We start from the raw sequence: 20,715 nt of genomic DNA, 5'->3' as shown, positions 1-20,715 counted from the left end.
CGTGCAGCTGATTCCGGCATTGTGCTGCTTTCCGGAGCCGCGTCATGATTATGTACCTGCTGATGGCGCTCACGGCTGCCTTGGTGTCCTATGCCGGCACGTGGGGAGCCCGCGTACTCGGGAACAAATTACGGCTTTACCGTCCCATCCGCAGCAGGGACATGCACTCCGCACTCATCTCAAAACTGGGCGGGCTTGGCATCTTTGCAGGCTTTTTTGTTGCCCTTGTGGTGGCTAGCAACTCGTTCTTCGTGAAGGACATATTCAGGCATAACGATGCTCCGTGGGGCATCTTGGCCGGAGCAGTCGTGATTGTCGCAGTGGGGGTCGCGGACGACATCCTCGATATCCGCTGGTGGATCAAGCTCCTGGGGCAGGCAGCAGCGGCTTTCATCGTCGCCATTTGGGGTGTGAGGATGTCCGTGGTTCCGTTCATCCCCGAACCGATCCTGATTGAATCCGAGCTCGTCCAGATTGTCCTGACAGCAGGGCTGATTGTTACCACCATGAACGCCGTCAACTTCATTGATGGGTTGGATGGATTGGCTGCAGGTGTAGCCACCATAGGCGGCGGCGCCTTCTTCCTCACTGCGTACTGGGTTCATCGGAACAACCCATCCACTGACAATTCAGACCTTGCGACACTCCTGATGGCGATCCTGGTGGGCGGCTGCATAGGATTCCTGCCGCACAACTGGTTTCCAGCCAAGATCTTCATGGGGGACTCCGGTGCCATGCTCATCGGTCTCCTCATGGCTTCAGCCGGCGTAGTGGCAACGGGGCAAATCGGATCCGGGCTCTATGACCGGGCCAACGGCATCCCGACGATCATCCCGATCCTCCTGCCGTTCGCCGTGCTGTCCCTACCGCTCCTGGATTTCGGAATGGCCGTGGTTCGCAGGACCGCTCGGGGACAGTCTCCTTGGTCCGCAGACCGTGGGCACCTCCACCACAAGCTGGTGGACCTCGGCTACTCGCACCGCACCGCCGTCGTCATGCTTTATGTCTGGACGTGCATCCTGGCGTTCGGCGGGGTGGCGTTCGCAGTGTTCCCGTGGCAGATTGTGTTGATCGTGGTGGTTGTTGCTGCTCTCGTCATGGCCGCTGTTACCGCATGGCCGTACTTCACGCGGAATACCGCGGGCCCGGGGGAGCGCTCATGACTTCCGGTTATGGTCACAGTTCTATCTCATGTAGAATTCTTTCTGCGGACAGTCACTCGCCCGTAACCCCACTTTGAGAATATGGCACCCGTGCCACGAGGATTGGTATCCCCATGACATCCAACGCCGATTCCGGACGCCCGTCCGGTAAACGTGCTGTTGGAGTTTCCAGGGAAACCTCCAACCTGTGGCTGCGCTTGCTGCTCTTGAGCTCCGCTGCTGCTCTGGCCGGATTGCTCGTGACGAGTATCGTCGCAGCGTTCATGAATGGTGGCCAAGGTGCGCTTTCAGCAGCATTCGGTGCCGCGCTGGTCATGCTCTTCTTTGCTATCAGCCTTCTGATCGGTCATTTCGTTGGCCGCAATAATCCTTCCGGCGCCGTCGGCCTGTTCGTGGCGACGTACTTCGTAAAAGTCGTCGGCTTTGCCGTGATCCTCTTTGTGATCGGTACTCCCGCCTGGTTGCACGGCCGATGGTTCGTGATCGGCGCAGTCGTGGCTGTCATCCTTTGGCAGTCTGCAGAGATTTATGGTTTCAGCAAAGCCCGCCTCCAGATCTACAACGATCCTGCGGATGGGAAGGGTGGCACGGATGTCTCTGCGTAAGCGCAAGTCCCAGCTGTCAAGCCACACTCCGTCGCAAGGTTCGGCCAACGATTCTGCCGACGCCGGAAACGATGGTGGATACAACGCCGGCATCGCCGTCTTCAGCTACATCGTTGGCGGGATCATTGTCTGGAGTTTGATAGGCTGGGGTCTGGATAATCTGTGGGGGACCCGCTGGATTGTGCTCCTTGGCGCTCTGCTGGGAGCCGCAGGAGGGTTCTATCTTTCCCATATGCACGGCCTCACCAGGCAAAGCTCTTCTTCTGGCGAGAGCAACGCAGACAGCGGTCCGTCCACGGACGGGGACAGTAATGCCAAATAATTTCACACGGAATATGGATGCGTCGAGCGCGTCCGGCTTCCAACCAATGCCCAATGATGGACACAGCAGAGAGGAAACGCGTTGATCGCGCTTGCGCTCCCCGCCCAGGATTCGGGGTCATTCACCCCACCCGGAATCGACGAAATGCACCTGCCGGCAATCCTGCCTTGGGGTGCGCACGATGGCTTCTCCAAGCAGATGCTGCTGGTGATCCTTTCGGTCGTCATTATCGCTACATTCTTCATCCTCGCTGCACGTAAGCAGCAGCTGGTTCCCGGCAAGCTGCAGTTCGCAGGCGAAATGGCCTATGGCTTCGTCCGCAACAGCATCGCCAAGGACATCATCGGCGGCAAGGACTTCATCAAGTACGTCCCGCTGTTGTTCAGCTTGTTCTTCTTCATTCTGGTGAACAACATCTACGGCGCCATCCCGCTGATCCAGCTCCCGAGCTTCTCGCACGTTGGCGGCGCCTATGTGCTGGCCGGCATCGTGTACTTCACCTGGATTGCCATCGGCATCAAGAAGAACGGGCTGAAGTATTTCAAGCTCGCAACCGTTCCGTCCGGTGTGCCGTGGTACATCCTGCCGATCGTTGTTCCGATCGAAATCATCTCCAACTTCCTGGTCCGCCCCGTTACGCACAGCCTCCGTCTGTTCGCGACCATGCTGGCCGGCCACCTGATCGTCATGCTCGCCGGTTCCGGTATTGAGTTCCTGATCATGCAGGAGAACGTCCTTTTGAAGGGCACGTCGGTTCTCGTCCTTGTTGGCGCTATCGCCATGTACATGCTCGAGGCCCTCATCATGGCCCTGCAGGCCTACGTGTTCACGCTGCTGACCGCGATCTACATTGAAGGCGCCCTGCACGCCGACAGCCACTAGGCTCAAAAACTTCCCCTTGAGGGGATTGAAGTAAACCAAACAACCTGCCACATGGGTGGCATCTTGAAAGGAAAAAAATGGAAGGCAATCTCAACCTCGTAGGTTACGGTCTGTCCGCAATCGGCGGTGGTATCGGTGTGGGTCTCGTATTCGCGGCTTACATCAACGGTGTTGCTCGTCAGCCGGAAGCTCAGCGCGTGCTGCAGCCGATCGCATTCCTTGGTCTGGCACTGACCGAAGCTCTTGCCATCCTCGGCCTCGTCTTCGCTTTCGTTCTCTAGTCTTCGACTTTCGAACAAAGCGAATTCCGCAACCGAGTAGATAGGACGGGTGAAATATGAATCAGCTGATCATCTCAGCCGCCACTGAAGGCGAAGAGGCCGCTAACCCTCTCGTTCCCAATGTTTGGGAAATGGGCGTCGTCCTCGTCGGCTTTGCTGTCCTCCTGTACATCGTGGTCAAGTTCATTGTCCCGATGTTCGAGAAGACCTTCGCAGAGCGCGCCGAAGCGATTGAAGGTGGCATCGCAAAGGCAGAAAAGGCACAGGCCGAAGCTTCTGCAGCTCTTGAAGAGTACAAGCAGCAGCTCACCGACGCCCGCGCCGAAGCCAACCGGATCCGCGAAGAAGCACGCGCTGAAGGCGCCCAGATCCTCGCGGACCTCAAGGCCAAGGCTGCTGCCGAGTCTGCCCGCATCACAGAGCAGGCACACGCTGCCATTGAGTCCGAGCGCCAGGCAGCCGTTGTCTCGCTTCGCTCAGAGGTTGGCACTTTGGCTACCACGTTGGCTGGCCGCATCGTTGGTGAAGCACTCACTGATGATGAGCGTGCCGCACGCGTTGTGGACCGCTTCCTGGCAGATCTGGAGACCCAGAACGCAGGTGCAGCTAAGTAATGGCAGGTATATCGAGCGAATCGCTGACCACGGCGCTGGCGCAGTTGGAAGCCAAGCTTCCTTTTGCCTCGCTGCAGTTGGCAAAGGACCTCTTCGGAATCCTGGGAACGGTGGACAGCTCGGCTGGCTTGCGCCGCGCCCTGACTGACCCGTCCCGTAGTGGAGACGAGAAGTCGGCGCTGGTCAAGCAGCTGGTTAGCGGAAAAGTCTCCGCTGATGCTGCTGAAATCGCGGGCGGACTGGCTGGCTTGCGCTGGGCATCTGCACGCGATATCGGCGATGCACTCGAGACTCTTGCCGCCACGGTTGTCATTGCCGTAGCTGAAAACAAGTCGGCCGTTTCTGCCTCTGGTATTACGGGGCTGGAAGAGCTGGAAAACGATCTGTTTGCTTTCAACCAGGCCGTCGCTTCCAGCCACGAAGTACAACGTGCTCTGTCTGAGCCGCAGGCATCCGCCGCGGCCAAGGTGGTCCTGGCCGAGAAACTTGTTCCTGGCAGCAGCGAGGAAGCAAAGGTTCTCATTGGCCAGGCCGTAACTCAGCCGCGCGGTGTCAAGCCGAGCAAGCTCGTCGAGTCCTTCGCCAAGCTTGCAGCCAAGCGTCAGCAGCGCTGGATTGCAACTGTCAGCGTTACCCGTCCGTTGACGGAAACGCAGGCCAGCCGTCTGCAGGCCGGGCTGAATGCCCTGTACGGCCGCGAGCTGAAGGTCAACGTCAATGTTGACCCCCGCCTGATTGGTGGAATCCGGGTTCAGGTGGGTGATGAAGTGCTTGACGCTTCTGTTATCGGCCGCCTGACCGACCTCCGCCGTCAGCTCGCTGTCTAGCGAAGACAAAGCACAACTTAACTGATATAAAACCCGGTCATCGTGAGCAACGATGATCACGAAAACAGGAGAGCAGGGACTGCAGATGGCCGAATTGACCATCAACGCCGACGACGTCCGTAATGCGTTGAACGAGTTCGCGGCGTCCTACGAACCCGGAAACGCAGAGCGCGTAGAGGTTGGTCGTGTGACCACCGCAAGTGACGGCATCGCCCGTGTTGAGGGTCTTCCCTCGGTCATGGCGAACGAGCTGCTTCGCTTCGAAGATGGCACGCTGGGCCTCGCCCAGAACCTTGACGTCCGCGAGATCGGTGTCATTATCCTCGGTGACTTCACCGGTATCGAAGAAGGCCAGGAAGTTCACCGCACCGGTGAGATCCTGTCCGTTCCGGTTGGCGATGCCTTCCTCGGTCGCGTTGTCGACCCGCTGGGCCAGCCGATCGACGACCTCGGCGAGATCAAGGCCGAGACCACCCGTGCACTGGAACTCCAGGCTCCGGGCGTCACCGAGCGCAAGTCGGTTCACGAGCCGATGCAGACTGGCCTCAAGGCTATCGACGCCATGATTCCGATCGGCCGCGGCCAGCGTCAGCTGATCATTGGTGACCGCCAGACCGGCAAGACCGCAATCGCTGTGGACACCATCATCAACCAGAAGGCCAACTGGGCTTCCGGCGATGTTACCAAGCAGGTACGTTGCGTCTACGTTGGTGTTGGCCAGAAGGCTTCCACCATTGCCGCAGTACGCCAGACCCTGGAGGACCACGGCGCGCTGGAGTACACCACCATCGTGGCCTCCCCGGCCTCGGACCCCGCCGGATTCAAGTACCTGGCACCGTATGCAGGCTCGGCCATCGGCCAGCACTGGATGTACGGTGGCAAGCACGTTCTGGTGATCTTCGATGACCTGTCCAAGCAGGCTGAAGCCTACCGCGCCGTGTCGCTGCTGCTGCGTCGTCCGCCGGGACGCGAAGCTTACCCCGGTGACGTCTTCTACTTGCACTCCCGCTTGCTGGAGCGTTGCGCAAAGCTCTCCGACGAGCTCGGCGCAGGTTCGATGACCGGTCTTCCGATCGTCGAAACCAAGGCAAACGACGTTTCCGCCTACATCCCCACCAACGTGATCTCCATCACGGATGGTCAGATCTTCCTCCAGTCGGACCTCTTCAACGCCAACCAGCGCCCTGCTGTTGACGTTGGTGTGTCCGTCTCCCGCGTTGGTGGCGCTGCCCAGGTCAAGTCCATGAAGAAGGTCTCCGGTACCTTGAAGCTGGACCTGGCCCAGTACCGCGACATGCAGGCATTCGCCATGTTCGCCTCTGACCTGGATGCGGCTTCCCGCCAGCAGCTGACCCGTGGCGCACGCCTGATGGAACTGCTCAAGCAGGGCCAGTACTCACCGTTCCCGGTTGAGGACCAGGTTGTTTCCATCTGGGCCGGCACCAACGGCTACCTGGACGACGTCCCGGTTGAAGACATCAGCCGCTTCGAGTCCGAGTTCCTGGAGCACCTGAAGCACAAGTCCTCCATCCTCACCACGCTGGCTCAGACCAACGTCCTGGATGACGACACCGCCGCAGCCTTGAAGGAAGCAATCGTTTCCTTCAAGAAGGGCTTCTTCGGTGAAGGCGACGACCGTCTGGTTGGCGCCGGCCACGAAGAGCACGAAGCGATTTCCGGCGGCGACGTCGACCAGGAAAAGATCGTCAAGCAGAAGCGCTAGTTTCGATGACCTGTTCTGCCGGGGTCCTCAAGGGCCCCGGCAGGGCAGTACGTCGGGAACTTAGGAAAGGATAAGTATGGGAGCCCAGATTCGGGTCTACCGTCAGAAGATCAGCTCGACGACGTCGATGCGCAAGATCTTCAAGGCGATGGAACTGATCGCTACCTCGCGCATCGGTAAGGCCCGCGCCCGCGTAGCAGCTTCACTGCCTTACGCGAACGCGATTACCCGTGCCGTTTCTGCTGTCGCAAGTCAGAGCGAAATCGACCACCCGCTGACCACTGAGCCGGAGCAGATCCGCCGTGCCGCAGTCCTGATTATCACTTCAGACCGTGGCCTTGCAGGATCCTACTCCGCGAGTGTGCTGAAGCAGGCTGAAGGTCTCACCGAGCTTCTTCACGCAGAAGGCAAGGAAGTCAAGGCGTACCTGGTGGGCCGCAAGGCGCAGGCGTACTTCGATTTCCGCAACCGTGACTACGCCCGCAATTGGACTGGCGGCACGGATGCACCGGAATTCGAAACCGCACAGGAAGTCGGAGCTGCACTCCTCGAAGACTTCGCCACCGACTACGAAGAAGGTGGCGTGGACGAAATCCACGTCGTATACACCCGCTTCAAGTCCATGGTGACGCAGGAGCCGACGGTTATCCGTTTGCTTCCTCTGGAAGTCGTCGAAGAAGAAGCCGCTTCGGAGTCCGACCTGCTGCCGTTGTACGAGTTCGAACCGGAAACGGAGCAGGTCCTTGATGCCCTGCTTCCGCGTTACATCGAATCCCGTATCTTTGCAGCCATGCTGCAGGCCGCAGCTTCCGAGCTCGCAGCCCGCCAGCGTGCCATGAAGTCGGCCGGTGACAACGCTACGGAACTGATCAAGAAGTACACGCGCCTTCGCAACACGGCCCGCCAGGCCGAGATTACGCAGGAGCTTTCCGAAATCGTGGCCGGCGCCGACGCCCTCGCGTCCTAGCCGGTAACGGATTCGGCTCGAAGCCGCACCTGCACCAAACAGATAAACTTAACCCCACGCCATCTACTGAGTGAAGTGAGAGAGATGACTGCCACTGCTACCGAACACGTAGCAACGGCCGGTGCCACCGGCCGCATTGCCCGTGTTATTGGTCCGGTTGTCGACGTCGAATTCCCGGCTGACGCAATCCCCTCGATTTACAACGCTCTGACCACTGAGATCACACTCAATGGCCAGACCAAGACCATCACGTTCGAGACCTCCCAGCACCTGGGTGACAACCTCGTCCGCGCCATCTCCCTGCAGGCTACCGACGGACTCGTCCGCGGTACCACCGTGCAGGACTCGGGTGCTCCGATCTCCGTGCCCGTCGGCGACGGCGTCAAGGGCCACATCTTCAACGTCCTCGGCAAGCCGCTGGACGTCGAAGAATCCGAGATCAAGGCTGACGCCTACTGGCCGATCCACCGCAAGGCTCCGGCCTTCGCTTCCCTCGAGGGCTCCACGGAGATGCTCGAGACCGGCATCAAGGTCATCGACCTCCTCACCCCGTACATCAAGGGTGGAAAGATCGGCCTGTTCGGTGGCGCCGGTGTTGGCAAGACCGTTCTGATCCAGGAAATGATCACCCGTGTTGCCCGCAACTTCGGTGGTACTTCCGTATTCGCCGGTGTTGGCGAGCGTACCCGTGAAGGTAACGACCTCTGGGTTGAAATGGAAGAGGCCGGCGTTCTCAAGGACACCGCCCTTGTCTTCGGCCAGATGGATGAGCCGCCGGGAACGCGTCTGCGCGTGGCCCTGTCCGCACTGACCATGGCGGAGTACTTCCGCGATGTTCAGAACCAGGACGTGTTGCTCTTCATTGACAACATCTTCCGCTTCACGCAGGCAGGTTCGGAAGTTTCCACGCTGCTTGGCCGTATGCCGTCCGCTGTGGGTTACCAGCCGAACCTTGCTGACGAGATGGGCCTCCTCCAGGAGCGCATCACGTCCACCAAGGGCCACTCCATCACGTCGATGCAGGCTATTTACGTGCCTGCTGATGACTACACCGACCCGGCTCCGGCAACGACCTTCGCACACCTCGACGCGACCACGGAACTTTCCCGTGAAATCGCCTCCCGTGGTCTGTACCCGGCCGTTGACCCGCTGACGTCGACTTCCCGCATCCTGGACCCCCAGTACATCGGCAAGGACCACTACAACACGGCTGTCCGTGTCAAGCAGATCCTGCAGAAGAACAAGGAACTCCAGGACATCATCGCCATCCTCGGCGTTGACGAACTGTCTGAAGAAGACAAGATCGTCGTGTCGCGTGCACGCCGTATCCAGCAGTTCCTGTCCCAGAACACCTACACCGCCAAGCAGTTCACCGGCGTTGAAGGCTCCACCGTGTCCATCAAGGACACCGTGGAAGGCTTCACCGCTATCTGCGACGGCGAGCTGGACCACATCGCAGAGCAGGCGTTCTTCAACGTCGGTGGCCTGGATGACGTCGAGCGCAACTGGGCCAAGATCCAGGAACAGACCAAGTAGTATGGCTGAGCTCGAGGTTGAGATTGTCGCAGCGGACCACTTTGTGTGGTCCGGCGCGGCCAAGATGGTGAAGGCCCGCACCAGCGATGGTGAAATCGGAATCCTGCCGGGCCACTCGCCCCTCCTGGCCATCCTGGCCGAGGGTGAGCTGGCAATCCAGCCGGTTTCCGGTGACCGTATTGCGGTAGTTGTTGACGGTGGTTTCTTCTCCGTCGACAACGATCGTGTGGTCATTGTTGCTGACAACGCCCAACTGGGCGAAGCGGCTACAGCGGGGATCCGATAGCACGACCTTGATGGACGATTCCCTTATTCCGTTCATCGCCCTGGCAACGGCGTTTGCGTTGCTGATTTTTTCACTGTGCCTTTTTGGGGTGCGCCGCTTCAATCTGCGGCGCGCCCTGGGCACGGTCGACGCCTCCATTTGCACGGCTGGAAACAGCTGGCAGATGGGGGTTTGTCGTTATCAGGACAATGAACTTGAGTGGTTCCGCTTGATGTCCCTGAGCGTGATCCCAAAACACAGATATAAACGCAGTTCGTTGGAGCTGCTTGGCCGGCGTCAACCCACTGAGGATGAGCTCGTCAAGGTGCAGCCCGGCGTCGTCGTGGTTGAACTCCAATATGAAGGTAAGAAGTTCATGCTTGCCATGAACTTCGATGCCTATGCCGGTCTTTCTTCCTGGCTCGAGGCCGGACCTGTCATCGGCGTCGGAACCTGGCGTTAGGCCCCATGGATTTTCTTCTGGACGTCAGCCTTGTTGATGGACCATTCCTGTGGTTGAGCATTATCGGCGGTGTGGTGGGAGCTGCGTACCTTCTATGGAGGCGTCAGCGTTCCTGGCCACTGGCCGTCGCGGCCTGCGTGGCGGGTGGCGTCGGCGTTGTGGCGCTGGCCCACTGGGTCCTGGTTGATCTGCTGGCCATCTTCTCGGAAAACCTTCCCTTTGAGACCCTGGCGTGGTCGGTTCCGGCTGTCGCGGCCGCTCTGCTGTTTGCGACGCGATTTCCCCGTGCCACGTGGAAAAGTCGTGCCCGCGGCCTGGTCGCGATGCTGGGCGTGGTTCTCTTGAGTGTTGTCCAGGTCAATGCCTACTTCGGACTGAACAACACGGTGGCTGACCTTCTAGGTACTGCCGTCGCCCGTATCCAGCCCTTGGAGGGCAGCCTTCAACGCGCTCCGGACAGCAAGCCTGGACCTGCGCCGTCGGTTTGGAGAGCTCCCGAGTCAATGCCGCGGGGCGGCATCCTTCGAAAGGCCCAAATCCCGGGAAACATATCGGGCTTCACAGCACGGGAGGCCTACATCTACCTGCCTCCGGCCTATCAAACCGCAGCACGGCCAAGCTTGCCTGTGCTGGTGCTTTTTTCAGGCCAACCCGGGGGCCCCGCCGACTGGTTAACAGGGGGCCAACTCCGTGCGCAACTGGACAGGTTTGCTGACGCCCATGGCGGGATCGCCCCCGTCGCGGTCGTGGTGGACCCAAACGGCTCGGCAAGCGCCAACACGTTATGCATGGACAGCCGCATCGCGCAGGCTGACACCTATCTCTCCCAGGACGTACCTGCCTGGATCAGCTCCACCTTGGATGTATCAAACGATCACCGGCTGTGGGCAGTGGGTGGCTTTTCGTATGGCGGTACGTGCGCGGTACAGATGGGGACAAAGCATCCGGAATTGTTTACTTCGGTAGTGGGTTTTTCCGCTGAGCGGGAGCCATCGCTGGCGAAGGACCGGAACAAGACCATCGCAGACTCGTTCGACGGCGACGTGGCCGCTTTCGAGTCAAGGACCCCTTTGTTTTTGATGCAACAGCGGGATTACGCGGGCAGCGGCCTGTACTTGGCAGCGGGCGCCACGGATACCGAGTTCACAGACTATATGCACGTTCTTGCCGACGCTGGAACGGCAGCGGGATTTAGCGTCCAAGCACACTCAATCCAGCACGCCGGCCACTCGTGGGATGCTGTGGTCCGGGGTATGCCTGATGCGCTGGATTTCTTGTCTTCCCTTTGGGGAATAGTCCAGTGAGCCTTGCCCTGAAGGGCGTCGTGCAGCCCGTCTTGAGGCAAGCCGCCAAACATCTCCGTGCTACTCCCTTCACCACGCTCGTGCTTGCGCTGTTCGTGGCCGTGTCCGTTGTGTCCGGCAGCATCCTTGGGGGTCCTGCGGAATCGTTGCTGCCTGTGGCGGGCGTGACCCTGGCTGGGCTGCGGTCGGGGGAGTGGTGGTCTATCTGGACGTCATTGTTCTTTACGACCAACCTGCTGGCGTTTGTCACTGCTGCGCTCATGATCCTGTTCCTGTTGGGGCTTGCAGAGCGGCGATTCGGCTTCTTCCGGACGGCCGGGGTCTTCCTGGGCAGCCAGTTTGCATGCGTTGCGGCATTCCTCCTGGTCACCCAGGTGGCGAGGTACATGGATGATGGTTGGATCTCCAGGATGGTGGATACCCGGCTGATAGGACCCTACGGTGCCTTGATCGCCACAGCGCTTGCCGCCAGCGCCATGTTGCCAACGCTTTGGCAACGACGATTGAGGACCGTGGTCCTCTCCTTGTCCCTGCTGCTCGTGCTGTACATCGGGCACGCCGAGACCTTGATGGGGCTTGTGGGAGCTTTGTTGGGCCTGGGGGCTGCGTGGTGGACCCAGAGCAGTCAAGGGCACCTTCACCTGCACCGCTCCACAGGCCGTGAAGTGCGGAACCTGCTGGCCCTCACCATGGCCATTTTCGCTGCCGGCCCCATACTGACCGCTGCAGCCAAGAGCCCTTCGGGACCTCTGGCCTTGCTGCGGGATGTCATCCTTAACCCGCTCCCCACTCTGAGCCAACTGGAAAGCAATTGCGGCGGCACCATTGACGTGGCTTGCCTCGAGCTGAGCCGTCAGGGCTATACGGGCCCCTTTGGCCTGGCACTTGCGGTTGTGCCCGTGGTCTTGTTGCTGATCTGTGCCGACGGCATGCGGCGTGGGCGGCGCCTGGCGTTGGGGATAGCGATCGGTGTCCAGTTGGTGGTAGTGGCCCTTTCGACTGTCTACTTGAGCCTTTTTGCGGGCATTCCAATGCCCCCGGGACGTCAAGCGGCGATGTTGAACCCGGCAGTTGTGCATCTGATCCCCTTGGTCCTGGTTCCGCTTACCCTGGCGGTCCTGTTGTTTGCTTATCGTGGACACTTCAGGGTCGAATCCTCTGCCCGTTTGCGGCGGCGCGTCTTTTGGCTGGTTGGCCTCACAGGTGCGTCCCTGGCGCTTGCATACACTGCCGTATGGCTGGCTTCGGGCGGCATGACGCGCGACGGCGGCTTGCTGGGTTTGGGTGCAGAGCTCGCCCGGCAGTACCTGCCGGTTCCGTTGCCCAGCGTGTACCGCAAGGTCTTTGCTGAGCGCGACGCTTTTGAAGTCTTTCTGTTCTCCTACTCCGGGACCGTCTTCTGGCTTGTGGCGTTGATTGGAGTCTGGATACTCCTCATCCGAGGCCATCATGCTGCCGGCTTGGACCATCAAGGGCGGGACCGTGCACGCGAGCTGGTGAAAGCCGGTGGTGATTCGTTGTCGTGGATGGCGCTCTGGGAGCCGAACAAATATTGGTTCAATCCTGGCGGTACGGGGGCAGTGGCATACCAGCAGCACGGCCATGTCGCCCTGACCTTGGCAGGTCCCGTGGGCCCGGGGGAGCACCATGTAGAGACTGCTGGAGGATTCCTTGATTTCTGTTCCCAGCATGCCCTGATACCTTGCCTCTACTCATGTACAGATGAGTTGTGGCCCATGCTTCAGGCCCGCGGCTTTCGAAGGGTTGCTGTCGCGCAGGAAACCCGGTTGAGGATCAGGGGTTTGGAGTTCCGCGGCAAGGAATGGCAGAACGTCAGGACGTCCCTCAACCGGGCAGCAAAGATGGGGATCACTGCCACATGGGGCCGGTACGACGGTTTGCCCCATGCGCTGCGTGCACAAGTGGGCGAGGTGTCTGAAGAGTGGGCTGCACAAAAACGCGTACCTGAAATGGGATTTACGTTGGGCGGCCTGGATGAACTTGAGGACCCTGACGTGTTGTGCTGCGTCGCCACTGATGCTGAAGGTTTCGTTTATGGCGTCACCAGCTGGCTTCCTGTCTACCGGAACGGCAGTGTTGTCAGTTGGACCCTGGACTTCATGCGTCGCCGCGGCGATGCCTTCCCGGGAGTGATGGAATTCCTGATTGCCTCCGCCATCCTCCATCTCAGGGAGTCGGTGGAAGTTATCTCGCTCTCCGGTTCGCCCTTGGCGCGGGAGAAGGACGAGATTGATCAGCAGGCCGAGGGACTTGCCGGCATGTTGGACTTGGTTGGCCAGGCCCTGGAACCCGTCTATGGGTTCCGTTCCCTTGCTTCCTTTAAGTCACGGTTCCAACCCGATTACCGAACTTTGTATATGTATTACCAGGAGCCGTTGCACCTGCCCGCAATAGGCAGGGCGCTGAGCCGCGCATACCTTCCGGGATTGTCCGTGCGGCAATCTGCCAGACTGCTGCGGACACTGGTTGCTTGAATTCACGACGTCTTTTCTCTGAGGCCGTTTAGCATTTCTTCACGCTTTGTAACAAGGGTTGTTGAAATATCAGACATTTCATCCGACATTCCGGCTGTTAAACACGTTGATCCCGACTGGAAAGCCGGGACCAACGTGTTTGTTGAAACTCCAACAAACAAAACCAACAGCTAAGACTAGACGACCGTAACGCCGGTTGCCTGGGGGCCCTTGGCGCCCTGACCGATCTCGAACTGAACGCGCTGGTTCTCATCGAGGGTCTTGAAGCCACCGGTCTGGATCTCGGAGTAGTGAACGAAAACATCCCCATCCGAGTCATCCGGGGTGATGAAGCCGAAGCCCTTTTCAGCGTTGAACCACTTGACGGTTCCCAGTGCCATGTATTTCTCCTCATTATGGAACAGCAGTCCGATACACCTCGTACCGGCCCTTGTTACTCCGCGAGAAGATCCGGATTCCGTCCAGGCTTGGCCTGTCCGGTTTCGCAGGAGCTTCACGCTCGCAACTCGTCTTGCGAGCATGAAAACCACCTACACAAAGACTGCTACAACACTTTCATGTGGCGTGCCGGAGGTCAACGGTCTTTAAGGCAATTCGGGAAAATTTTCGGTAAAAAGAAGGTAACGCGGACAACCGCAATTCGCCGCGATCTGATTGTCCTAAGCCAACCACTGTCCGTTACGCATGACCGCAGTAAGGCCGAGTTCCTGATCGGTAGTAACAACGTCAGCGCGAAGGCCGCGTCGCAATCCACCCACCTCGTCAGAGAGTCCAAGAATGGCTGCAGGCACTGCGGTCGCTGAGCAGATGGCGTCCGGAAGGGCGACGCCGGCGGCCACCGTCTTGCGGACCACTTCCAGGAGGGTGGCCGTGCCCCCTGCGATGGAGCCGGTGGAATCCAGGGTTGCCACGCCATTGCTGACGGTCACCGGCGATGGTCCAAGCATGTAGTTTCCGTCCGAAAGCCCAGCAGCGGCCATCGAATCAGTCACCAGGAGAATGTTGGCGGCACCCACCAACTGAAAAACGGTGGCCACGGTACTGGGGTCCAGATGGGTGTCGTCGGCGATGAGTTCCACCACCGCCTTTCCCGCCTGGGCGGCCCGCAAGCAGGCAGCAACAGGGCCTGGCGCGCGGTGATGCATGGGTGGCATCCCGTTGAAAAGGTGCGTCACTGTCGGTAGCGAGCTGACGCCGTCGAACCCTGCCGATTCCAGTCCTTCGCGGGCCGCAGCCAACGATGCAGCGGCAGTGGCGTCGTCACAATCCGTGTGTCCCAACGAGGGCGTCACGCCGTGGAAGGTCATTAAGTCCACCAGGGCAGCGGCCCCGGGCAATTCCGGGGCATACGTCATTGTGGCAAGTTTGCCGGCGGCAGCGCCCACGAGTTCGTTCATGAGGTCCAGGTCCGGCTCCAGCAGGTAATCCGGGTTCTGGGCGCCGCATCGTGCATGGGAGAGGAAAGGACCCTCCAAATGGATGCCGGCCACCAGACCTTCGTCGACGAGCTTCACGTAGAGTTCGATCCCGCGAAGGAGGTCCTCCCGGGGCGCCGTAACCATGCTTGCGAGGAAAGTTGTGGTGCCGGAGCGGTGCAGGAACTCTACTGCTTTACGGGCCGATGCCTCCTCTCCGCCTGGGAAGTCACCGCCATTTCCGCCATGGCAGTGGACGTCCACCAAGCCAGGGAAGATGAAGTGGCCGCTGGGCGCACCAATGCGTATGGCGTGCCCGAATCCTTCAAACGCGTCCGCGTCAAAGCCGTCCGCCGGCCCTGCGTAGGCGATGCGGTCGCCGTCGATGGCCAGGAGGCCGTCTTCCACCACCACACCGTCACTTACGAGCGTTCCCGTGAGGATTTGGTGGCTGGGCGCGGAAGAATGGACGAAATGGTCTGCGGCAGTCATGACTCTGATTCTAGTGGTCTGCGGCACACTCGCTAGAAGAGGCGGGATTCGCTGTCGTCCACACCGCGCATGGCGTCATAGTCCAGCGTTATGCAGTCGATTCCGCGGTCGTTGGCCAGGACTTTGGCCTGGGGCTTGATCTGCTGGGCTGCAAAAATCCCACGGACGGGCGCCAGCAGTGGATCCCGGTTCAACAGCTCCAGGTACCGGGTAAGCTGCTCGACGCCGTCGATGTCGCCGCGCCGCTTCAGCTCAATCGCCACCGTTGCGCCGGTTGCGTCCCGGGCAAGGATGTCTACGGGTCCGATCGCGGTGAAGTATTCCCGCCGGATGAGTGAGTAACCGGTTCCGAGCGTTTCGATCTGTTCTGCCAGGAGGCGTTGCAGGTCAGCTTCCACGCCGTCCTTGATCAGTCCGGGATCGACACCCAGATCATGTGAGGTGTCATGCAGTTGCTCGTAGATGTTGATGATGAGCCGGTCATCGGTCTTGGCCGACTGCACGGTCCACTGCTCAACGACGCCCTCTTCCACTTCGGTTTCCTCGGGGGATGTTACGCGCAGCGTGGCCGGTGGGCTCATCCAGTTCAACGGCTTGTACGAGCCGCCGTCGGAGTGCACCAGCACCGAGCCGTCGGCCTTGACCAGCAGGAGCCTGGTGGCGAGTGGGAGGTGGGCCTTGAGACGGCCAACATAATCAACAGAACAACGGGCTATGACGAGTCGCACCCGCCTTACCTTACCCGGTGGCGGCCGGTCGCTGGGGCAGAATGGAATCATGCCCCGTTCCAACCGCCCTCGTCGCAACGCCGCCAGCACACGTTCGAACAAACCCGCCGGCAAGTGGGCAGACGAGGCCCCGGAACTGGACCTGGAACGGGCAAGGGCGGGGATTGCGCGCAGGGAAAGCGCCCCCGATGGTGACTGGATGGTACGCACCATGACGGCGCGGAAGGCGGAGAAGCAGTACATCTGCCCGGGCTGCTCGACAGCCATCCTCCCCGGTATCGCCCATTTGGTGGTGTGGTCTGACAACCACCTTTTTGGCGAAGCCGCCGGGTTGGCCGAGCGCAGGCATTGGCACACCAACTGCTGGACGTCACGAACCTACCGGTACCGCTGACCAGGTCCCGCCGATTCCCTTAGGCTTGGGAGCATGACTTTCGACCCCGCCTCGTTCGTTTTCACTGCGCAGGATGCTCCCTCGGCGATCCGGGCCTCCACCGTCCTTCCCGCACGTCGGGAGAATGTGGAATTCACCACCGACGACGGAAAACTCCTGCTGGGGGAGCTCGCCGTGCCGGAGTCGGGGGAAATCACCGCAACGTTGATCACCCTTCATCCGCTGCCGACCCATGGCGGCTTCATGGACTCGCATGTCTACCGCAAGGCTTCCTACCGGCTTCCGGCGCTGGCAGGGGTGGCGGTCCTGAGGTTCAATACCCGCGGCACACACTCGCCGCGCGGTACCAGCCAGGGGCAGTTTGAAGAGGGCATCGGTGAGCGTTACGACGTCGAAGCCGCCGTCCGTTTCGCCGTTGAGCGTGGCCTGCCGAACCGGTGGTTGGTGGGTTGGTCGTTCGGGACGGAACTGGCACTGATGTACGGCGCAGTCGAACCTGTGGCGTCACAGATCGAGGGCGCGGTCCTCCTGTCTCCGCCACTCCACCGGGCAACGGACGTCCACCTCAAGGAGTGGGCAGCCTCGGGAAAGCCGCTGACCGTGTTGGTTCCGGAACACGACGATTACCTTCGACCCGCGGAGGCAGCCCAGCGCTTCAGCCTGATACCGCAGGCGCGGCTGGTGGGCGTCGACGGTGCCAAGCACCTGTGGGTGGGGGAGAAGTACGCGGCGCGCGTCCTGGACGAAATCGTCGACGACGTCACTCCGGCAGGTGCCGGTGTGAACGGTCTGCCACGTGAGTGGGCGGGCCCGGTCGCCAACGCGGGATGAGCAGGCCAACGCGGGATGATTAGGCCAGCGCGGGATGATTAGGCCAGCGCGGGACGACTAGGCCAGCGCGGGACGACTGGACGGGGAAATTCAGTGTCTGTCCTGGCGCATGATGAAGACTTCCTTGATCAGCAGCATGATGGCCGCCGCTGTCGGAATGGCAATCAACGCTCCCAGGACACCCAGCAGGCTTCCGCCGGCGATGACTGAGATCACGGCGACGGCACCCGGAACGGCCACAGCCCGCTGCATGATGCGCGGCGAGATGAAGTAGGCCTCGAACTGCAGGTAGGCAAAGTAGGCGATCGCATAGATAACGGCCGTTTGCCATCCGGCTGTCAGCGCCACGAGGATAACCACAACTGCGGCGATCATGCCGCCAACCAGCGGGATGAAGGCCAACAGGGCCACCACGAAGGCAAGCAGGACGCTGAAGGGAATGCCGAGGATGCTCATGACGATGAAGGCAAAGAATGCGTTCAGCAGGGCAACGCAGGCCTGGCCAATCACGTAGTTGCCCACTGAATCGGTAATCGCTTCCGAAAGTGCCTCGACACGGGGGCGGCGCGACCTCGGCGCCAGGCGGTAGGCCCATTTCTTCATGGACGGCAGGGCAGCCAGGAAGTACAGGCTAAGCACCAGGACAATCAGCGTGCCGAACAATCCGTTGGCCACGGTGGAACCGAAGCCCACCACGCCGCCGAAGATGCCACCCATGGCTTCGGGATCCTTGACGAACTTATCCAGTTCGGTAGTGATGCGGTCGCGAATGCCGAACTGGCTGTCCACGGTCCGGAAGAAATCAGAGTCGAGGAAGCCCCGTATCCACTCGGGCGCTTGCCGGACGATCTCGGAAACCTGTTCCACGATGGTGGGAATCAACGTTGCGAAGAACCCGGCAACCGCAAGGACCAGGACGGAGACAGATATCAGGATGCCGCCAGGGCGCGGCACCTTTCGGGTCTCAAGCCATCGGACTACCGGATCCAGCCCGAGGGCGATGAAGAGCGCGGCAACGATCCATAGGATCAGCTGGGTAGTATTGCTCGCGATGTAAAAGACCAGCAGGGCCACGCCGACCCCCGCGGTGCCCATGAAGCCCACATATAACGGGTGCTGGGAGGACATGCGGGGACCGGGAGCGCCGAAGTCATTTTCTTCGTCGGCCTTGATGCCTTCCGCTGCAACAACGGCCTCGTCCTCGGGAGGCATCTCGAACCTGACCCGGGTGCGGGCTCCCGGGATGGGTTGCCTCAGCTTGCGGGCTATCGCGGCCAGGCGTCCGGTGCGGACCGGAACAGTAGCGGAGGTCCCATCCGCGGGGGCATCCACCACAGTTGACCCTGACTCATCGATGGGACGGGGCTCCAAGTGGTCTTTCACGCGGTTCTGCTGCCTTTTCTACGTTGTTTGCACTTTTTGTCTACGTTATTAGCCAAATGCGGTGGTGACGCTGCGATTTCAGGCGCTGGTCGCCTGGATATCATGATCATCGCCACACTATCAGGAGCCCGGAATCCGGCCTTGGCGGCGCCGTTGCAGGGAACCAGGCGTCCCCGGCGGGATGGGCCGATCTGACTCTTTGATAACAAAACGGTTACCCTTGAAGTTCAACGACCGCTGATGATAGGTGATCCTGTGCGTTTGAAGACTGCAGCCTTGCTGGTGCTGCTGGGCCTGCTGACGATGCTGGCCGGCATTGGCCAGCTAACCTTCTGGGCCCCCGCCGAGACCGTGACGGCCTCGGTTCCCAGTGACACAAAAGCTGCCCCGCTGACCGTGATCGACCAAAAGTTGATCGCCCTCCATGACGGGCCGGTGAAGATCAAGATCCAGGGTGAAGGCAACTTCATCGTTGCCACGGGCCGCCCGGACGACGTCGAAGCCTGGGTGGGCAAAACTGCCCACAACACTCTGACGGGAGTCTCCCAGGACCAGAAGTCCCTTGAGGTTGCCTCCACTGACGGGGAAGCAACTGCTCCCTCTCCTGTAGGTTCGGATCTGTGGGTTAACACAGAAGACGCCAGCGGAGAACTGGACTACACCTGGAATCCTCCTGCTGGAGGCGAGTGGTCCCTCCTGGTAGCCAGCGACGGAACCAAGCCTGCGCCGTCGTCAATCTCGATGACCTTCCCCAACAACGCAACCACGCCTTGGGCCGTGCCGCTCATCGTGCTTGGCATTATCATCATGCTTGCCGGAGTAGCCCTCCCGTTCGTTTCCAAAGCCATCAGCAACCGCCGCAAGGGCGATGAGCACCGTAAGGGTGATGACTTCGGTGGACCGCGTGGTGGCGGGGAAACCACCACCCTGCCCGTCCAGGCGCCGCCCGGCAAGGCTGACGGTCGCCGCGGCGCTGGAGCAGAAGGCTCAAGCCTGCGCGTTACTGCCGTTGCCGCTGCACTCGCAACCGCGCTTGTGGGAAGTTCGGCGATCGCTGCCCAGGCAACGTCCACGCCCAAGCCCACCAACTCTTCTTCCGCTTCGACGGAAGGTGACGCGGCACCTGTAATGCTCGAATCCCAACTGCAGCGCATCCTGGAGCAGGTTGCCAGCACTGTGGACGCAGCGGATGCCGCCAAGGATGCGGCCAAGCTCGCGCCGCGCGTGGACAAGATGGAACTCCAGGTCCGCACCCAGAACTACAAGATACGCTCCACGGTGTCTGCTTACGAGCCCCGGATGCCGGTTCGTGCCACCAAGCTCCAGAGCAGCGTCATCAGTACCAAGCGCGACTGGCCGCGTACGGTCTTTGCCCTGACCCAGGGTGAGGGCAACGTCGTGCCCCAGGTCCTGACGTTGGTCCAGCTCTCACCGCGGGAAAACTACAAGCTCTGGGGCAGCGCTCCGTTGCAGCCGGGCACCAACTTCCCGTCGTTCCCCGTTCCCCGTGACGGAACCGCTCCTGCCGCTGCTGATGACAAGACCGGATTGGCTTACAGCGGAAACGAAGCCTTGGGAATCCTTGGCGAGATGCTGACAACTCCTGACTCACCCAACAGGAGCAAGCTCGCTGATGGTCAGTCCTCGCCGTACATCGCCGGTGCCCTTGCCTACCAGGCGGACACCGTGAAGAACGGAACCAGTGCCAACTTCAAGTTCTCCCATACACCGGTGAACAACCAGACCGTGGTGCTGCGCACGGCAGATGGCGGCGCCCTGGTGGTCGGGCGCCTGGACTTCGCTTTTGAAGGAACACCGAAGGCGGCAGGGGACAAACTGATTCTCGAGGACGACTCCGCTGTTTTCGCCGGCGGCAAGGAAACCACCACAGGTATGGTCCTGAACTTCGCCGAATCGGTGGCCGTTTACATTCCGCCGGCAGGTTCTGCTGATCCCATGAAGCTCGTAGCCGCTACCCGCGGACTCGTGGGAGCCAGCTTCAAGTAGGACATGCCCATGGCAAGG

At 60.5% G+C, this 20,715-nt stretch carries 21 protein-coding genes; 17 read left to right on the top strand and 4 right to left on the bottom strand.

What is annotated here, in order from left to right; all coding sequences use genetic code 11:
* The first annotated feature begins 44 nt into the window (after positions 1–44).
* The 14 genes from AC6I99_RS14205 (at position 45) to AC6I99_RS14140 (ending at position 13,447) form a co-directional block, all read left to right on the top strand.
* Positions 45–1,163, top strand: coding sequence for an MraY family glycosyltransferase (locus tag AC6I99_RS14205; RefSeq protein WP_477515078.1), 1,119 nt, complete (start codon positions 45–47; stop codon positions 1,161–1,163).
* 113 nt (positions 1,164–1,276) lie between these two features.
* Complete coding sequence (locus AC6I99_RS14200) at positions 1,277–1,768, top strand: Cg1360 family ATP-synthase-associated protein (protein WP_497961153.1); 492 nt, start codon at positions 1,277–1,279, stop codon at positions 1,766–1,768.
* A complete protein-coding gene (locus tag AC6I99_RS14195) occupies positions 1,755–2,090 on the top strand; it encodes a hypothetical protein (RefSeq protein ID WP_224164676.1) in 336 nt (111 codons plus the stop codon). Before AC6I99_RS14200 ends, AC6I99_RS14195 begins: the two co-directional genes overlap by 14 nt.
* Before the next feature lie 81 nt (positions 2,091–2,171).
* Positions 2,172–2,972: a F0F1 ATP synthase subunit A gene (gene atpB / locus AC6I99_RS14190; protein ID WP_224164674.1), complete on the top strand. Its 801-nt coding sequence runs from the start codon at positions 2,172–2,174 to the stop codon at positions 2,970–2,972.
* A 77-nt stretch (positions 2,973–3,049) separates the two neighbouring features.
* The gene (gene atpE, locus AC6I99_RS14185; RefSeq protein ID WP_009356484.1) at positions 3,050–3,253 is read left to right on the top strand and encodes an ATP synthase F0 subunit C; all 204 of its coding nucleotides are present in this window, start codon (positions 3,050–3,052) and stop codon (positions 3,251–3,253) included.
* 56 nt (positions 3,254–3,309) lie between these two features.
* The gene (locus AC6I99_RS14180) at positions 3,310–3,867 is read left to right on the top strand and encodes a F0F1 ATP synthase subunit B (RefSeq protein WP_224087986.1); all 558 of its coding nucleotides are present in this window, start codon (positions 3,310–3,312) and stop codon (positions 3,865–3,867) included.
* Positions 3,867–4,694, top strand: coding sequence for a F0F1 ATP synthase subunit delta (locus AC6I99_RS14175; protein WP_224087985.1), 828 nt, complete (start codon positions 3,867–3,869; stop codon positions 4,692–4,694). The genes AC6I99_RS14180 and AC6I99_RS14175 overlap by 1 nt, the downstream gene beginning before the upstream one ends.
* A gap of 85 nt (positions 4,695–4,779) precedes the next feature.
* A complete protein-coding gene (gene atpA / locus AC6I99_RS14170; RefSeq protein ID WP_216924164.1) occupies positions 4,780–6,417 on the top strand; it encodes a F0F1 ATP synthase subunit alpha in 1,638 nt (545 codons plus the stop codon).
* Between the two features lie 76 nt (positions 6,418–6,493).
* Positions 6,494–7,384, top strand: a complete 891-nt coding sequence (locus AC6I99_RS14165) for a F0F1 ATP synthase subunit gamma (RefSeq protein WP_224087984.1) — start codon at positions 6,494–6,496, stop codon at positions 7,382–7,384.
* 84 nt (positions 7,385–7,468) lie between these two features.
* The gene (atpD, locus tag AC6I99_RS14160; protein WP_144649785.1) at positions 7,469–8,920 is read left to right on the top strand and encodes a F0F1 ATP synthase subunit beta; all 1,452 of its coding nucleotides are present in this window, start codon (positions 7,469–7,471) and stop codon (positions 8,918–8,920) included.
* A 1-nt stretch (position 8,921) separates the two neighbouring features.
* Entirely contained in the window at positions 8,922–9,206 is a 285-nt protein-coding gene (locus AC6I99_RS14155) for a F0F1 ATP synthase subunit epsilon (protein WP_216923952.1), read from the top strand.
* Between the two features lie 10 nt (positions 9,207–9,216).
* A complete protein-coding gene (locus AC6I99_RS14150) occupies positions 9,217–9,648 on the top strand; it encodes a DUF2550 domain-containing protein (protein ID WP_224091077.1) in 432 nt (143 codons plus the stop codon).
* A 5-nt stretch (positions 9,649–9,653) separates the two neighbouring features.
* Entirely contained in the window at positions 9,654–10,952 is a 1,299-nt protein-coding gene (locus AC6I99_RS14145) for an alpha/beta hydrolase (RefSeq protein WP_497961152.1), read from the top strand.
* Positions 10,934–13,447 carry a phosphatidylglycerol lysyltransferase domain-containing protein gene (locus AC6I99_RS14140; RefSeq protein ID WP_497961151.1) on the top strand — a complete coding sequence of 838 codons (2,514 nt, stop codon included), beginning with the start codon at positions 10,934–10,936 and terminating at the stop codon, positions 13,445–13,447. The genes AC6I99_RS14145 and AC6I99_RS14140 overlap by 19 nt, the downstream gene beginning before the upstream one ends.
* A gap of 176 nt (positions 13,448–13,623) precedes the next feature.
* Here AC6I99_RS14140 and AC6I99_RS14135 read toward each other — a convergent pair whose 3' ends face one another.
* The 3 genes from AC6I99_RS14135 to nucS form a co-directional block, all read right to left on the bottom strand.
* A complete protein-coding gene (locus AC6I99_RS14135) occupies positions 13,624–13,827 on the bottom strand; it encodes a cold-shock protein (protein ID WP_018776337.1) in 204 nt (67 codons plus the stop codon).
* Positions 13,828–14,106: 279 nt separating this feature from the next.
* Positions 14,107–15,354 carry an N-acetylglucosamine-6-phosphate deacetylase gene (locus AC6I99_RS14130; protein ID WP_497961150.1) on the bottom strand — a complete coding sequence of 416 codons (1,248 nt, stop codon included), beginning with the start codon at positions 15,352–15,354 and terminating at the stop codon, positions 14,107–14,109.
* Positions 15,355–15,386: 32 nt separating this feature from the next.
* Positions 15,387–16,082, bottom strand: a complete 696-nt coding sequence (gene nucS / locus AC6I99_RS14125) for an endonuclease NucS (RefSeq protein ID WP_216923947.1) — start codon at positions 16,080–16,082, stop codon at positions 15,387–15,389.
* A gap of 49 nt (positions 16,083–16,131) precedes the next feature.
* Between nucS and AC6I99_RS14120 the strand changes: the two genes are divergently transcribed.
* Together AC6I99_RS14120 and AC6I99_RS14115 are read left to right on the top strand one after the other, a co-directional pair.
* Positions 16,132–16,476, top strand: a complete 345-nt coding sequence (locus AC6I99_RS14120; RefSeq protein ID WP_224090942.1) for an Rv1322 family protein — start codon at positions 16,132–16,134, stop codon at positions 16,474–16,476.
* Between the two features lie 33 nt (positions 16,477–16,509).
* Positions 16,510–17,307: an alpha/beta hydrolase gene (locus tag AC6I99_RS14115; protein ID WP_224164667.1), complete on the top strand. Its 798-nt coding sequence runs from the start codon at positions 16,510–16,512 to the stop codon at positions 17,305–17,307.
* A 90-nt stretch (positions 17,308–17,397) separates the two neighbouring features.
* Here the strand turns inward: AC6I99_RS14115 and AC6I99_RS14110 are convergent, their stop codons facing one another.
* A complete protein-coding gene (locus AC6I99_RS14110) occupies positions 17,398–18,690 on the bottom strand; it encodes an AI-2E family transporter (protein ID WP_224164666.1) in 1,293 nt (430 codons plus the stop codon).
* Positions 18,691–18,930: 240 nt separating this feature from the next.
* Here AC6I99_RS14110 and AC6I99_RS14105 point away from each other — a divergent pair, with 240 nt between their 5' ends.
* The gene (locus AC6I99_RS14105; protein WP_224090940.1) at positions 18,931–20,697 is read left to right on the top strand and encodes a DUF8094 domain-containing protein; all 1,767 of its coding nucleotides are present in this window, start codon (positions 18,931–18,933) and stop codon (positions 20,695–20,697) included.
* Positions 20,698–20,715: the final 18 nt, after the last annotated feature.

This window comes from Arthrobacter sp. TmtSoilC77, assembly GCF_059739415.1.
Note: the sequence above shows the minus strand (reverse complement) of the source record. Positions and strands in the feature narration are given on the sequence as shown.